Origin of the sequence: Vibrio sp. 10N.286.49.B3, assembly GCF_002873395.1 — a bacterium.
Classification (GTDB): Bacteria; Pseudomonadota; Gammaproteobacteria; order Enterobacterales; family Vibrionaceae; genus Vibrio.
This window is the reverse complement of the sequence record NZ_MCUV01000036.1, coordinates 1-13,593: the sequence shown is the minus strand read 5'-3', so window position 1 is coordinate 13,593 and position 13,593 is coordinate 1. Positions and strand designations below refer to the sequence as shown.

Sequence of the window (13,593 nt, the reverse complement as noted above, 5' to 3'; positions counted from 1 at the left end):
ATGTAAAAAAGCCGTCTATGTACACTTTAACTAGCAATAGTAAAAGGTACAGACGGCTTTTTTATTTTCTAATCGTGATTAATGGCGACGAGTAGGTCCGTTACGAACTAAATCTTTACCATTAGCATAGACTTCATCAGTGATCCAACGTGCTAAAAGCAGTTTTTGGCTGTTATCAAATACAGCAACGAAATGGCGACCATCAGCATTATTTGTTGCCATGCCTACACCAGCAACACCAGTGAGTCCCAAGCCACCGTTTTCAACCGATAGTAAGAACTGCTCAAGGTCTTCTAGGTTATCAATTACGTCTACTTCATTATTCATTCTTAAAATACTCTTTGTTACGAATGTATTGGTTAATACGTTTTTATCTATTGTAGATTGATGCGCAGCACTTTACCGCTCAACGCATCATTAGGAAAGTATTTACATTGTAAATCCTTGCCAAATTGCAGTCATTCCGCTGAGAGAACACAGTACAAGCGCTCCAGCACGAATTTTATCTTTTGGTAGTGATTGCGTCGTTACAATCGCTAACTTATAACCTAACCATGCCGGAACTAGCAAAGGTAAAGTAATATATAGGTGATGCAATGTGAAAAAACCAATTGATATCAGCATTACCAGTGAAATGATAGAACTAAAAACAAAGAAAGCAGACAAATTACCTCGTAACTGACTGGCTTCTTGATGTTGTAATAACAGCGCCATCGGTGGTCCACCAATTGCTGAACTTGTACCTAGAAAGCCAGAGAAGAACCCAGCAACCCCCATTTTCTTCGGAGTCGGTTCAATGCGAATGGGCAGTAAACTCACAACGACAGCAAATAAAACTACAAAGCCTAAGAAAAGAGACAGGGCACTAGTTGAAACGACAAGTAGTAGCGCAGCGCCACACATTGACCCAGGAATACGACCAAGCAGTGCCATTTTTAGCCCGCCAATAGAGATGTTGTCGCGATACTTCATTGCATTAAAAATAGAAATAAACAAGGCGACTAAACAAATAGGGGCAGGGACATAGTCTGGTGAGACCATAAACAGCAAAGGAGCTGCAACAATCGCAAGACCAAATCCAATCGAAGTTTGTACAAATGATCCAATAAAAACCAAGAGCATGGCAAGTAAGACTGTTGAGTCTAGCCATTCAAAAAACATGAGTATCCTTAAGGCTCTTTAGATAAGAGACTAAATGAAGTAAAAAAGGGACTCGCCACACGTTTAAATAAAGCGGATGAGTAGAAGAAAGTGCAGGGAGGATATACGATTTCTAGCATAATGAGTATCGATTTTATTTCATTATTTCTAGGCAGATAAAGAGAAGAAAGTAGCGAGCAGAAAAGCAATAAAAAGGAGCACCCAATATCAGAGCACTCCTCGATTTTTACCTTAAATTGTTGCGACTTTTAGCCGTTCAATAGGTTTATCATTAATCGGCAGGTGAATCAGTGCTGCACAGAAAGCTAAGATCACAGTTGACCACCAAATTGGCTCGTAGGTGCCGTAATAGTCGTAGATACGCCCACCAACCCAAGCGCCTAAGAAGCTACCGATTTGATGAGTAAAGAAGACCAAACCATATAAGGTCGATAGATACTTAGCTCCAAATATTTGACGTACCAGTCCAGATGTTAAGGGCACAGTACCTAACCAGCAAAAGCCAATCGCAGCGCCAAAGATAGCAGCAGTATGCTCAGTCACAGGCAATGTAACAAAACCTGCAATGACAATCGTTCGCACAAAGTATAACGCTGACATGACGTGACGCTTACTGAATCTATCCCCCATCACACCCCAAAAGTATGAACCGAAGATATTAAATATCCCTACGTAAGCCAGAGCCATAGCAGCGGTTGATGCCGGTAAATTTTTATCGGCTAAATAACTTGGTAAATGGGTCGCAATAAACATGACATGAAAGCCACACACAAAGAACCCAGCGTGAATGAGCCAATAGCTTTTATTACTAACGGCTTCTTTTAAAGCGGCTTTTACACTTTGAGGTTCATTGGTGTTGCTTTGACTACTTGCTTGATCTTGTGGTTTCGTTGACTTTTTCACAGTGTTCATGAAAAGCGCAAAAGTGACAATTAAGACACATAACATGGCGAAGACTTGCATCGCAAACTGCCAGTTGAGATTGTTGAGCATCGCATGTGTGCCAGGGATCATAGCAAACATACCAAAAGATCCGGCAGCGGTTGTTAAACCAAAGGCTTTTGCTGCGTGCTCAGCGGGCACTACTTTAGCAACAGCACCAAGTACAATGACATAGCTGGTGGCACTTAAACCAAGCCCAACTAAAGCACCAAGTGAGAAGTAAAGCATGCTGGGTTCACTAGCGATTGAGGTCAGGAAAAGCCCACTCGCATAGGCAATCGCACCAGCAATAATGATGCGTTTTGCTCCCCAGCGATCAGCAGCCATACCCACAAAAGGTTGAAAGACACCAAACAGTAAGTTTTGTAGTGCAATGGCAAAGCTGAAAAACTCACGACCGGTATCGTAATGTTCACTAATTGGCATCATAAAAATACCAAAAGATTGCCTGATCCCTAGGCTGATAATTAAAGTCCCTATTCCAAGCCAAACAAGGAGAGGAAAGCGGAAAATACTCATAGGTGAAATGCTCTTATTAATGGTGGGAATGGTGATTATGATGACCAACGTGATGGGTAGGCTCATCATTAAATTCAAACGATTGGTGGCAGCCACTATTTACCGCTTCTTGGGCAAAAAGATCCAATAAAGGTTGGTAGTGGTGAACAGCAACTAATGTCAGTGTAAGTAATACACCCATTCGTAATAATTGAGCGAAAAGTGATTGTGAGAACATGTGACGCCCTTAATAAATTGGAGCGAAATAGTAGAGAAAGAAGCACAAATAAACAAATGACAAAAGGGACTATAGCCTATGCATTTTGTGCATAGACTATCAGAAGCAAGGAGAGTTAAATGCCAGCGATATCTAACTCATTTTGAATAATGGTGACGCATTGAGAAGCAAAAATCATTGTTGGACCTAAGCTAATCATTTCAGTACCAAGACGCTTCATACTATTGTAGGTTTTCTTCGGCATAGGAATGTGATCAGTTAAGATAAAGCATGGATTTTGAGCCAGTTCAATATCACGAATTGAATCGCCTTTTTTATCCATCATATACAGTTGGTAATCTTCAGCGACTTCCTTGATCAGTTTTTCAAAGCTTACTGTTCGAACTGTGACACCAGGTTCTACTTGACGCTCTTGTTCTTTGGTCATGCCTTTTGATGCATCTAAAGCTCTTGCAACAACTGCGAGTAATACTGATTCGTGGAAACCACCAATGTTGGTCATATCATTAGAGTGAAAGGTGACAGTACGTGAAAAATCTTTCGTACTTTCTAGCACCAAATGAACAATGACATCTTTACGATGAGACTGCGCCACAAAAATCGTATTCATTAACGTGTGGGCTAAAATTTCAGTATGCGCTTCTTGGCCAACCGATTCTAATAACGCTTGGCTTTCAGTAGGGGCAGAACGAGCTCTTAATACAAACGCACGCATGAATAATACCTTTTTGGTTGAAAAACAGGATAGCTGTCATAGTTCACAGCCAGAGTACGCGCTATGTAACCGTGTTCAATGGATGAAGTCAATCCTTCATCGAGCCATAGCCAGAAAAATGGTATGTTTGAGTCATATATTGATAAAAGGAAAAAGGGATGCATATAGATCTTACTCAACTGGTTACAGAGAGCCGTAACAAAGCCAGTGAACACATTGACACACTCACCACTGTTGATATGTTGAATGTCATTAATCAAGAAGATCAGAAAGTGGCATTAGCGGTAGAGAAAACCATCCCTCAAATTGCTCAGGTCGTTGATAAAGTCGCCGCTGCCTTTGCTCAAGGAGGTCGATTATTTTATTGTGGAGCAGGCACATCAGGTCGTTTAGGGATTTTGGATGCAAGTGAGTGCCCACCAACCTTCGGTAGTAAACCAGAGGACGTGGTTGGCTTGATAGCGGGTGGTCATCCTGCAATATTAAAAGCCGTTGAGAACGCAGAAGATAACCGAGTACTTGGTCAGCAAGATCTGAAAAATGTCGCACTCACTGCAAAGGATGTTGTAGTTGGTATTGCTGCAAGTGGCAGAACGCCTTATGTTCTTGGAGCAATGGAGTATGCATTAGAAGTGGGGGCGAGCGTTGCATGTATTAGCTGTAATCCACATAGTCCAATGGCAGCACTGGCTCAAATTGCGATAACACCTGTTGTTGGCGCTGAAGTCATCACCGGCTCTTCGCGTATGAAAGCAGGTACAGCGCAGAAACTTGTGCTAAATATGATTACTACCGGAGCGATGATTAAAGCCGGTAAAGTGTTTGGTAATTTAATGGTCGATGTAGAAGCAACCAATGCAAAGTTGATCCAACGCCAGCAAAATATTGTGATTGAAGCGACAGGTTGTTCGGTTGAAGAAGTGGAACAAGCCTTACTACAGTGTGAGCGTCATTGTAAAACGGCAATCTTAATGTTGCTCAGTGGATTAGATGCAGAAAGTGCAAAGCAGAAACTCAAAGAAAATAATGGATTTGTTAGGTTGGCATTACAATAAAAATCATTGATGCTTATTTTAGCAAGCCTTTAAATGTAAGGATGAGTGCAGTTTACTCGCACTCATCCCGATCATAATTATCAGTGATTAAATAACAGCAACCACATCGTCAATAGCTAAGCGTGATTTAGGTAAGCCGTGGTTATAATCTTTCCCTTCAGCATGGTAACCAATAGCAAGTGCAAAATCACAAACGTAACCACCAAGCTCATCTTTAAACAGCTCACCGATCAACTCAGGATCTACCCCTTCCATTGACGTCGAACCAATACCAAGGCGAGCTAACACATGAAGGGTATTACCAAGTGCGATATAAGTTTGTGCTTTTGTCCAGTTACCGTTAAACCCTGAATCATCAGTATTAAGTTCAACAAAACCGAATGCACCATTTAGCATCGTGTCATGCATATCTGCCGGTAGGTGACCAGATGATACTTCTACATCAACCACTTTTTTATAATCATTTTTTGTAAAGTGTGGGTTATTAGCAAACAAAATGATATGTGATGCTTCTTTTGCATGGCGCTGATTAAACTGATGCATATTGGCAAAAGTATCATGAAAACGTTGCTTTGCTTGATCACTTTCTATAACAATAAATTTCCAAGGCTGTGAATTGATAGAAGAAGCAGATAAACGTAATGCTTCTTTAATCACTTCCATGTCTTCTGCTGAAACAGGCTTACTTGGGTCATACTGTTTGACAGTGTAACGATTATTGAGATCTTTAATGATTTGATGAGACATGATTTTCTCCAGCTTTAATATTGTTAATCTACCCATGAGGTAAGAGTACAGCATCACATTATATTGACTACCTAAAGGATACTTAACGTTTGAACTTAGCACTGTGTGATGCCAACGGAGAGCATCATAAGAGCAATCATAATGAAGAAAAAGGAGCATTAGATCCAATCATTATGGATTATTATGTCCATAATACTTTTTCTATCACTCTATTCATTATCCCAATGAGGGTATCAGTATAATAATTACTAGCAAAATCAATGAAAGTTCTGACTTTGCTGGGTAAAAATTAGCGGTTTGCATAAATTAACCGATATTTAATCTCGAGCATATTTCTCAAGTAATTTATGCACAGACGCTTTAGGAGTCTTCATGATTTTCTTCATTAAGGTAAAGTTAGGTTCCGAAATCGCATGATCTTTTTTCAGAACATCTAATTGAACCAACCATAAAGCCGCTGTAACTTCTGCATCAGCAAGCGCTCGGTGAAAAATACCATCATTATCAATGTGGTGATAGCGAACTAGGTCACCTAATTTATGCGATGGTGCAGCTTGTGTTAAGCGGCGTGAAAGGAGTAATGAGCAAGCAAATTCACCCTCATAGCTGCGGTTAATCTTCTCTAGCTCCGCATCTAAAAAGCGTTGATCAAAAGAGGCGTTATGAGCAACTAAGTGGCTGCCTTGAATGAAGTCAGCAAACTCATGCATGACAATACTACAACTATCAGCATTGGCTAACATCGTATTGGTGATGCCCGTGTAACCTTCTATAAAACCACTGACTCGAAAACCTGGATTCATAAGGCGCTGAAAACGGTCGACAATTTTTCCGTGCTCTAATTTAACCGCACCAATTTCAATCGCACGGTCTCCTTGATTGGGAGAAAGACCAGTGGTTTCAAAATCGAGTACAATGACAGAGTTAGCAGGGTGAGTGAGTAGCACAGTAAGATTCCAATAAGGGTCATCGCGAGAAAACATCAATAAATGAGAGATGTTTAGCACGATAAACGTCAAAAATAGCCGAGCATTTTAACTGAAACAGAGCTATTTACCTAGCAACATAAACTGGTGAGCTTCTGGTTAGGGAGTTCTTTATTTTTAAGTTTCTTTTAAGATTATAGTGAGAGCAGAGGCCCGTTATTAAAGGGCCTTTATACATATTAGCTTTTAACTGTTATTTGTGGATTAAAAATCTTTAAATAACTGAAAGAAAAGCGTAGGTTTTTGCAATTTCTTTTCTCCATCTTCAATCATAATATTCGGCGTGACAATTAAAGAGATACCTACTGTACGATAAGACGCAGTGAATTCAGGTGCTAAAATAGGTGTAAAGCCTCGGTATTGCCGCTTAATTTTATCATCGACAATATCAATGAAGCCACGATATTGAACTCCAGCTAATATGCCCGCACTTAAAATAGTATATTTACCGAAATACCAACGCTTTCCCCAACTTAATCCAATAGCATAGGCATCTTCATTATAACTGTCTTTTATATAGTGTGCTCCAGGTCCCCAAAAGTAACCATCATTTAAAGGTAAGATCCAATCAATGCCGACACCATAATGATTCTCGTTATATTCATAGTCTTGGTCAACAAGCGTCGGAAAATCGGTCATATGGTGCGACCAACCACCAAAACGAAAGCGAATGACTGAATCGGTTGTGTGTGCTTGTTGGTATGTATTCATACTTGGGCTTTCATCTGCAGCTGCATAGGTGAAGCAAGAAGTACATAGCAGCGAAAATGCAAGTAACTGTGATATTGAACTCCATGAGTAATAATTCATTAAATCCTCCATGTAATTAATGACTTATTAATTTAGTATAGATCAATAAATGAAACCCACAGGATAATAATACGGAATACGGTCTATAAATTGGATGACTTCAGGAGGTTATTTAATTTGAGCCTCTTAATATATATCTAATTGATAATATTGATTATTAAATGTGTGTGGTTTTATCTGTGTCTTTATCGTGTCAGTGTTTTGAAAATATTCGGTTAGTACTTTTATGCGGGTATTTATTATGACAATAACCTAACAGAAGCAACCCCAAACGAGGCTGTATTTTATATACAATGCTTAGTAATTAATGCCCAATATAAGCTTGGGCATGATCAACTATACTTACTTTGTCTTTACCTATTTATGGTGTGTTTATGTTATATAAAAAGTGTTCTATTTATTTGCTGCCTTTTATTTTAATCGGTTGTGGTGGCTCAGGATCGGATGATGCTGAAGATAAAACAGCACGCGTTTCTTTTAGCGTATCAGATGCACCGGTTGATGATGCCGATGAGGTTGTGATTGCCTTTGATGCGATAGAGCTAAAGCATCAAAATGGTAAAAGCTATCAGATATCGGTGGTTGATACCGATGAAGAAAAGGACTATCAGCAAGTTGATCTACTTGAATACCAAGGAACCGATGCAAAGCTGATTGCCAGTGATGAAGAGATTGCTGTTGGTACATACAAAGAGATGATCTTACATATTAAAGCCGGTAATTTAAATTGGGTTGAGGCTAATGGTACGCATGACTTGAAAATCCCAAGCAATAAATTGCAATTAGGTGGCTTTGAAGTAACAGATGAGTCAGTGCAGTCGTTCACCATTGAATTTGATTTGCGCAAAGGTTTAGTATTGCGAGGCAACAGTGGTAACAATAATGGCTATATTCTTAAACCACACGGCGTCAGTATCATTGATAATGGTTCAGCAGCCTCTCTGAAAGGAAACGTTGATCTACCTTTATTTACTTCAGGTGAAGGATGTGAGACAGGTTTAGGTAACTTTGTTTATCTATATCAAGGGCATAATCATAGCGATAGTGTTTTGCTGGATAATGTTGATTTTGATGATGAAGAATATAATGATGCAGTGGCGTTACCAGAATTTTATGTTACTCCTTACGCCTCAACAGAGGTAGCAGAGAATGGTGACTACGCTTTCGGTTACCTTCCTTCTGGTGACTATACCGTTGCCTTTTCATGCAGTGCAGAGAATGATGATCCTGTTCAATACGATCAACTAGTGATTGCTAACCCTGCTGAACAAGTTACAGAGATCGTATTACCATCAACAAAAGAAGTGATTCATGACTTTAAAGAAGTCGTGAATTAATGTCTCGTATGACTCCTTATCGTGAGTCACTTTTTAAATGAATTAAGGTCGAGTGCATGCTCGACCTTTTTTGTATTTCTGATTTCTTTATTATCTATTCTCTTTTATAGTTTATCTTTGTTTTTCAACCGATAGAAAGTAATGCAAACCCAAGGTGCTCAATGCAATATATAAAAATTAAAGATGCTATCGTTGAGCAAATTGAATCGGGAACACTGCTACCTCGACAAAAACTGCCTTCAGAGCGCCAATTAGCTGAAGCTTTTGATACGACTCGTATTACGTTGCGTGAAGCTTTATCATTACTGGAAGCGGAAAGTTGTATTTTTCGTGAAGATCGACGAGGTTGGTTTATTTCACCCCAACCATTGCGTTATGACCCGACGCTTAATCGGTCTTTCTCAAACGTAGCCGTGGCACAAAATAGAACGCCTAAAACCGAAGTGGTCTTGGCTAAGTGTCTATTAGCAACCAAGTCTGCAGTTAAGTTACTTGAGCTCGCGCCTTTTTCTGAAGTGTGCCAAATAGATCGCGTACTTTATTTAGAGGATCGCCCAGTTGCCTATGTAACGAGTTTTGTCCGTAGTGGTTTATTTCCTAATTTACTCGATTTTGATCTTTCACACTCACTGGCGGATATTTACCACCATCATTTTGGAATGAGTTATGGAAGCGTACATTATCGAGTTGGAATGGCTTCGTTAATTGGTGATGTGGCACAGTCATTAAGAGCAACATCTGGTGCCTCGGCTATGTTGATAGAGAAAAAACACTATAACTTACAAGGTGATCTAATTGATGCTCACCTAGAATACTGGCGTCATGATGCAATCAGCATTGAATCTGCCACAGACTTTAACTGTGAATAAATGTTTTGTGAGAAACTTATGAGATTTATGTGAGACGTCTGCTAACTCTCACCGCCATTCTAATTGTGTAGACAATAACTAGGATGGAATCACTATGCAAAACTCAAAAGCATTAACTAAAGTCGCAGCGTCTTTTGCGCTCCTCAGCTCTTTTTCTCTGCCAATGGCTTCAGCTGCAGAATTGGATATTTCAATCGTCAATGCCACCAATGGCTTGTACTTCACTCCAGTATTGATCGCCGCTCATGATTCAGATACTTATCTTTTCCGTACTGGAGAATCAGCCAGTGATGAATTAAAAGCGATGGCAGAAGGTGGGGATATTTCTGGGCTTTCATCTATCGTTGCTAATGTCGGTGGTGTTGTCGTTGAAAACCCGGCTGGTGGGATCTTAGATCCAGGATCAACAGCTAGCACGTCGATTGATACTGGAACTCATCAATATTTATCACTTAGTGCAATGCTATTACCGACCAACGATGGCTTTGTTGGGCTCGATAGTTGGATGATCCCAAGCACAGCAGGCACCTATACGATTACGCTTAATGGCTATGATGCAGGTACCGAAGCAAATGACGAGCTTAAAGGCAGCATGCCAGCGCCCCCTTTCATTACTTTTGGCTCTGGAGGCACTGGAGTTGAAACAACGTTGACCAATGACACCGTTCATATTCACCCAGGTAACTTAGGTGATAGCGATGCTACGGGAGGGATCAGCGACCTTGATGCTAGTGCCCACCGTTGGTTAAACCCAGTTGCCATTGTCACCATTACTGTGAAATAAGGAGGTTAAGATGAAATATCGTCTATTACTGATCGCTGCCTCAATTGCAGGACTCGTTGGTTGCCCTGATGACTCCAATCAAAATAATCGTATAGAGCAGCAAACTTTTACCATTGAAGTCAAAAATGTCACAGCGAATCAGCCATTATCACCATTAGCTATTTTGTTGCATGATGACAGTTTTTCATTATTTACGGTGGGAGATGCGGCATCAACAGAGCTTGAGCAGTTGGCGGAATCTGGTGACAATAGTTCGTTACTAGAATTGAAAGCAACAGAGAGCCAAATTTATGACAGTATTTCAGGCAGTGGCGTGATCTTGCCAAGCCAGTCAGACAAAGTAACGATCACTGCAGATCCTTATCAATCTTCACATCTATCGGTTGCTACGATGCTGGTGAATACCAACGATGGGTTCTTAGGTGAAAGTGGTATTTTAATCCAAGGTTTTGATATTGGTGACCAACAAACTGTGATGATGAATGTTTGGGATGCGGGAAGTGAAATGAATTCTGAAACTCAAAGCACGATCCCTGGACCTGCTGGAGGTGGTGAAGGGTTTAATGCGCAGCGAGATGATAGTGATAAAGTCTCTTTTCATCCTGGTGTGATTAGCCAAGATGATGGGCTAACCACTTCTATCCTTAATTCTACGCACCGCTTTCTCAACCCTGGAGCAGCATTGGTTATCACACGTATAGAATAAAAAAATGAAAGCTTTTCACTCTTAAGCAGGTCATCTGTTAAAGCGAGCAGATGACCAGTTTGAGGGATGATTATGCTAAATCAAGAGAGAGTTGAGTCGCAGAATATTTTAATTGTCGAAGATGATAACGATATTGCTGACTTAGTTGAGATGCATTTAGGTTTTCAAGGACACTATGTAAAGCGATCTCAGAGTCTTGAAGAGGCTGATAGTGCTATCTCGGCACAGATATTTGATCTGATCATCTTAGATCGCGGCTTACCCGATGGCGATGGTGTCAATTTTACTCAACAATTGAGACAGCAAGCAAATACCACACCTATTTTGATGCTAACAGCCAGAGATAGTGAAAAGGACAAAGTGGAAGGGTTAGAGTCCGGTGTGGATGACTATTTAACCAAACCTTTTGGTGTTTTAGAGTTTCAAGCTCGGGTAAGAACCATTTTACGTCGTCATATTCAACTGAAACACCTCTCACCGGCTTCACTTACCGAATCTGAACCTGCGCCTTTACCCAGTAATGAGAGCAATGAATTATCTTATGGTCCATTAAGTATTTGTCCTATATTGCATAAAGTCAGTATTAATCACACAACGATTAGTTTAACGGCAATGGAATTTTCATTATTGCATTTTTTAGCTAAACGACCAGGAAGAGTCTATAGCAAAGATGAATTGCTAGAGCATGTTTGGGATACACAGTGTGAAGGTTATCATCACACAGTATGTAGCACGATCAACCGTCTACGCACTAAACTTGCATTATCTCACCGTAATGAACAGTACATACATACGGTATGGGGGGTAGGGTATAAGTTTGAAGCAATCCCCTCTTCCTAGCTTTTAGTTATAAAGAAGGGTGCATTATATGAGTTTTAAAGGGCGGCTATTCTTATTCACCTTTTTATGGTTATGTTTATCTTCATTCGGCATCACTTACTGGTATCAAAATCAGCATAATCAAATAGAGCTTAATACTAAGCAGCGTCTGCACCAACATTTAGCGGCGCATATGAGAGATGATCACCCATTAATGATTGGCACTGATTATAACCCTGTCGCTTTAAAGTCCATTTTTCATACCTTAATGTTAATTGGTCCTGATTTTGAGTTGTATTTTTTAGACTCACAGGGCTATGTACGCAGTCATGCCGCTCCTGATGGTGTTGTTGTCACTGAGCGTGTTTCTCTCGATCCTATTCATGATTTTTTAACGGGAAAACCATTTCCTATCTTAGGTGACGATCCTCGTCGATTAGATGGAAGACAAGTTTTTTCAGTTGCCCCTATTCGTGAGTTAAATTCGGTCGTGGGGTATTTGTATGTTGTTATTGGTAGCGAGCAGCATAAAAACTTATTAAATGGTGAAAGCAAAACCCCTTTATTTTTTACTTTGTTATTAAGTTTAGCGAGTATTATCGGCTTAAGCGGTGGCTTATACTTACTGGTACAGTTTTATTTATTAAGACCAATTAAAACGATTACCCAAGATCTGCAATATCAAGTTGAGCATGACTTCCAGCCTAAAACGAATCAAGGTTTCACTCACAAGTTGAAGTTAGTCAGTGAGCTCAATCCGATCGCACAGCAATTTGACCATGCTGCTCATCGTATTCAACAGCAATTTTTACATATCGATTCTCAAGCACGCTCTCAGCGACAGCAGTTAATGCAGCTTAATCACGATTTAAAAACACCACTAAGTAGTATTCTTGGCTATTTAGAAACATGGCTATTCTCTATGCCTCCAACAACCGTGTCTTCATCACAAGGTCATAATGAGGGCTATCCTGCTAAAAAATTGATAGAGATTGCTTATAAAAATGCGCAGCGCTTATCTGAGCAACTTCAACAGCAACTATTAATCGCTAAGCAATCGATAGAAAATCAAGCTCACCCATATATAGGTCATCAGATGCTCTCTATAGATGTAGTCGCAATAATGACGGAGTGTTTAGAGTCTATTGGGCTACAAATCTCTCAAAAGGGTATTCAGTTAGCGATAGATAAGCCCGCGAGTGTGATAGTAGAGGGCGATCCTCAATTATTAGCACGCTTATTTGATAACTTGCTTGAGAACGCCATTCGTCATAGCCCTAAAGAAGGAGTGATTGCTATTGTTGTTAATGCGGCTTCGGATGCGCGTGTCGTTAATGTGTCGATTAGAAACGAGATAGATAAAGACGCACAAAAAGGGAGCCTTGGAGTGGGTGTTAAGATAATTACCTCTATTCTCGTACTACATCATAGTGTTTTACTCACTTCTTCTGATGATGAGACCTATCAGCAATCTTTTACTTTGCCTCTAGCTTTTTGAATGCCAGTAATGGATTTCCTGTTATTTTAATTTAATTCGCTAAAAATAGGCTTTTTTGATTAATGAATGAACATTTTGATTGCGAATTAGCCGGTTAGAAAGTTTTTTATAAAAAATGCTTGCATGAAATTCTCGATTCCCTATACTGCGAATCCACCGACACGGAGCAACGAGAAAACGTTGTCAGATGTTGGAGTTGGATAGAGTTAAGCTCTTAATAACTAAGCTCTTTAACAATTTAAACCTATCAATCTGTGTGGGCACTCGTTGATGATAATCAAAAAGATTACTTAGGTAATCATTGATTCTTAGGAATCAAATTTGGTTTCAATGAACTGAGTGACCAATACGAATGACTATTTATAGTTATTTGGCACAGTCAATTCATTATCGTTCTGTTGGAACGATAATAGCTTTAGAATTACATG

At 39.9% G+C, this 13,593-nt stretch carries 15 protein-coding genes; 7 read left to right on the top strand and 8 right to left on the bottom strand.

The features are described 5' to 3' along the window. Positions 1–78: 78 nt before the first annotated feature. The 5 genes from BCU68_RS13855 to trmY form a co-directional block, all read right to left on the bottom strand. Entirely contained in the window at positions 79–327 is a 249-nt protein-coding gene (locus tag BCU68_RS13855) for a hypothetical protein (protein ID WP_102565347.1), read from the bottom strand. 102 nt (positions 328–429) lie between these two features. After that, positions 430–1,161 carry a sulfite exporter TauE/SafE family protein gene (locus BCU68_RS13850; RefSeq protein WP_102565346.1) on the bottom strand — a complete coding sequence of 244 codons (732 nt, stop codon included), beginning with the start codon at positions 1,159–1,161 and terminating at the stop codon, positions 430–432. Between the two features lie 231 nt (positions 1,162–1,392). Further along, on the bottom strand, positions 1,393–2,622 hold the full coding sequence (locus tag BCU68_RS13845) for an MFS transporter (protein ID WP_102565345.1): 1,230 nt from the start codon (positions 2,620–2,622) through the stop codon (positions 1,393–1,395). Between the two features lie 16 nt (positions 2,623–2,638). After that, positions 2,639–2,839 (bottom strand): hypothetical protein, encoded by a 201-nt coding sequence (locus BCU68_RS13840; protein ID WP_102565344.1) that lies wholly within the window; start codon positions 2,837–2,839, stop codon positions 2,639–2,641. 115 nt (positions 2,840–2,954) lie between these two features. Beyond that, positions 2,955–3,554 carry a tRNA (pseudouridine(54)-N(1))-methyltransferase TrmY gene (gene trmY / locus BCU68_RS13835; protein WP_102565343.1) on the bottom strand — a complete coding sequence of 200 codons (600 nt, stop codon included), beginning with the start codon at positions 3,552–3,554 and terminating at the stop codon, positions 2,955–2,957. A 158-nt stretch (positions 3,555–3,712) separates the two neighbouring features. On the opposite strand from trmY, the gene murQ reads away from it, so the two are divergent. Then, positions 3,713–4,609 (top strand): N-acetylmuramic acid 6-phosphate etherase, encoded by an 897-nt coding sequence (gene murQ, locus BCU68_RS13830; RefSeq protein WP_102565342.1) that lies wholly within the window; start codon positions 3,713–3,715, stop codon positions 4,607–4,609. A gap of 87 nt (positions 4,610–4,696) precedes the next feature. Here murQ and BCU68_RS13825 read toward each other — a convergent pair whose 3' ends face one another. The 3 genes from BCU68_RS13825 to BCU68_RS13815 all read right to left on the bottom strand — a co-directional run bounded on the left by BCU68_RS13825 (position 4,697) and on the right by BCU68_RS13815 (position 7,152). Then, positions 4,697–5,356 carry an NAD(P)H-dependent oxidoreductase gene (locus BCU68_RS13825; protein ID WP_102565341.1) on the bottom strand — a complete coding sequence of 220 codons (660 nt, stop codon included), beginning with the start codon at positions 5,354–5,356 and terminating at the stop codon, positions 4,697–4,699. A 317-nt stretch (positions 5,357–5,673) separates the two neighbouring features. Next, positions 5,674–6,339: a 3'-5' exonuclease gene (locus tag BCU68_RS13820; protein WP_102565361.1), complete on the bottom strand. Its 666-nt coding sequence runs from the start codon at positions 6,337–6,339 to the stop codon at positions 5,674–5,676. Positions 6,340–6,546: 207 nt separating this feature from the next. Next, positions 6,547–7,152 carry a hypothetical protein gene (locus BCU68_RS13815; RefSeq protein WP_102565340.1) on the bottom strand — a complete coding sequence of 202 codons (606 nt, stop codon included), beginning with the start codon at positions 7,150–7,152 and terminating at the stop codon, positions 6,547–6,549. A 374-nt stretch (positions 7,153–7,526) separates the two neighbouring features. Between BCU68_RS13815 and BCU68_RS13810 the strand changes: the two genes are divergently transcribed. From BCU68_RS13810 to BCU68_RS13785, 6 genes are all read left to right on the top strand, one after another. Beyond that, positions 7,527–8,489, top strand: coding sequence for a DUF4382 domain-containing protein (locus tag BCU68_RS13810; RefSeq protein WP_102565339.1), 963 nt, complete (start codon positions 7,527–7,529; stop codon positions 8,487–8,489). 161 nt (positions 8,490–8,650) lie between these two features. Beyond that, entirely contained in the window at positions 8,651–9,358 is a 708-nt protein-coding gene (locus BCU68_RS13805) for a UTRA domain-containing protein (protein WP_102565338.1), read from the top strand. 163 nt (positions 9,359–9,521) lie between these two features. Next, positions 9,522–10,142 carry a spondin domain-containing protein gene (locus BCU68_RS13800; protein ID WP_241901381.1) on the top strand — a complete coding sequence of 207 codons (621 nt, stop codon included), beginning with the start codon at positions 9,522–9,524 and terminating at the stop codon, positions 10,140–10,142. 10 nt (positions 10,143–10,152) lie between these two features. Next, positions 10,153–10,848, top strand: a complete 696-nt coding sequence (locus BCU68_RS13795; protein ID WP_102565336.1) for a spondin domain-containing protein — start codon at positions 10,153–10,155, stop codon at positions 10,846–10,848. A 72-nt stretch (positions 10,849–10,920) separates the two neighbouring features. Beyond that, the gene (locus tag BCU68_RS13790) at positions 10,921–11,688 is read left to right on the top strand and encodes a response regulator transcription factor (protein ID WP_102565335.1); all 768 of its coding nucleotides are present in this window, start codon (positions 10,921–10,923) and stop codon (positions 11,686–11,688) included. 28 nt (positions 11,689–11,716) lie between these two features. Further along, entirely contained in the window at positions 11,717–13,165 is a 1,449-nt protein-coding gene (locus BCU68_RS13785) for a HAMP domain-containing sensor histidine kinase (protein WP_102565334.1), read from the top strand. Positions 13,166–13,593: the final 428 nt, after the last annotated feature.

What these genes read in the sequence shown, in the direction of transcription:
- BCU68_RS13795 (WP_102565336.1), top strand. Translation starts at nt 10,153, where the DNA reads ATGAAATATCGTCTATTACTGATCGCTGCCTCAATTGCAGGACTCGTT.
- BCU68_RS13825 (WP_102565341.1), bottom strand. Translation starts at nt 5,356, where the DNA reads ATGTCTCATCAAATCATTAAAGATCTCAATAATCGTTACACTGTCAAA.
- BCU68_RS13820 (WP_102565361.1), bottom strand. Translation starts at nt 6,339, where the DNA reads ATGTTTTCTCGCGATGACCCTTATTGGAATCTTACTGTGCTACTCACT.
- trmY (WP_102565343.1), bottom strand. Translation starts at nt 3,554, where the DNA reads ATGCGTGCGTTTGTATTAAGAGCTCGTTCTGCCCCTACTGAAAGCCAA.
- BCU68_RS13850 (WP_102565346.1), bottom strand. Translation starts at nt 1,161, where the DNA reads ATGTTTTTTGAATGGCTAGACTCAACAGTCTTACTTGCCATGCTCTTG.
- BCU68_RS13785 (WP_102565334.1), top strand. Translation starts at nt 11,717, where the DNA reads ATGAGTTTTAAAGGGCGGCTATTCTTATTCACCTTTTTATGGTTATGT.
- BCU68_RS13810 (WP_102565339.1), top strand. Translation starts at nt 7,527, where the DNA reads ATGTTATATAAAAAGTGTTCTATTTATTTGCTGCCTTTTATTTTAATC.
- BCU68_RS13855 (WP_102565347.1), bottom strand. Translation starts at nt 327, where the DNA reads ATGAATAATGAAGTAGACGTAATTGATAACCTAGAAGACCTTGAGCAG.
- BCU68_RS13845 (WP_102565345.1), bottom strand. Translation starts at nt 2,622, where the DNA reads ATGAGTATTTTCCGCTTTCCTCTCCTTGTTTGGCTTGGAATAGGGACT.
- murQ (WP_102565342.1), top strand. Translation starts at nt 3,713, where the DNA reads ATGCATATAGATCTTACTCAACTGGTTACAGAGAGCCGTAACAAAGCC.
- BCU68_RS13815 (WP_102565340.1), bottom strand. Translation starts at nt 7,152, where the DNA reads ATGAATTATTACTCATGGAGTTCAATATCACAGTTACTTGCATTTTCG.
- BCU68_RS13790 (WP_102565335.1), top strand. Translation starts at nt 10,921, where the DNA reads ATGCTAAATCAAGAGAGAGTTGAGTCGCAGAATATTTTAATTGTCGAA.
- BCU68_RS13805 (WP_102565338.1), top strand. Translation starts at nt 8,651, where the DNA reads ATGCAATATATAAAAATTAAAGATGCTATCGTTGAGCAAATTGAATCG.
- BCU68_RS13840 (WP_102565344.1), bottom strand. Translation starts at nt 2,839, where the DNA reads ATGTTCTCACAATCACTTTTCGCTCAATTATTACGAATGGGTGTATTA.
- BCU68_RS13800 (WP_241901381.1), top strand. Translation starts at nt 9,522, where the DNA reads ATGGCTTCAGCTGCAGAATTGGATATTTCAATCGTCAATGCCACCAAT.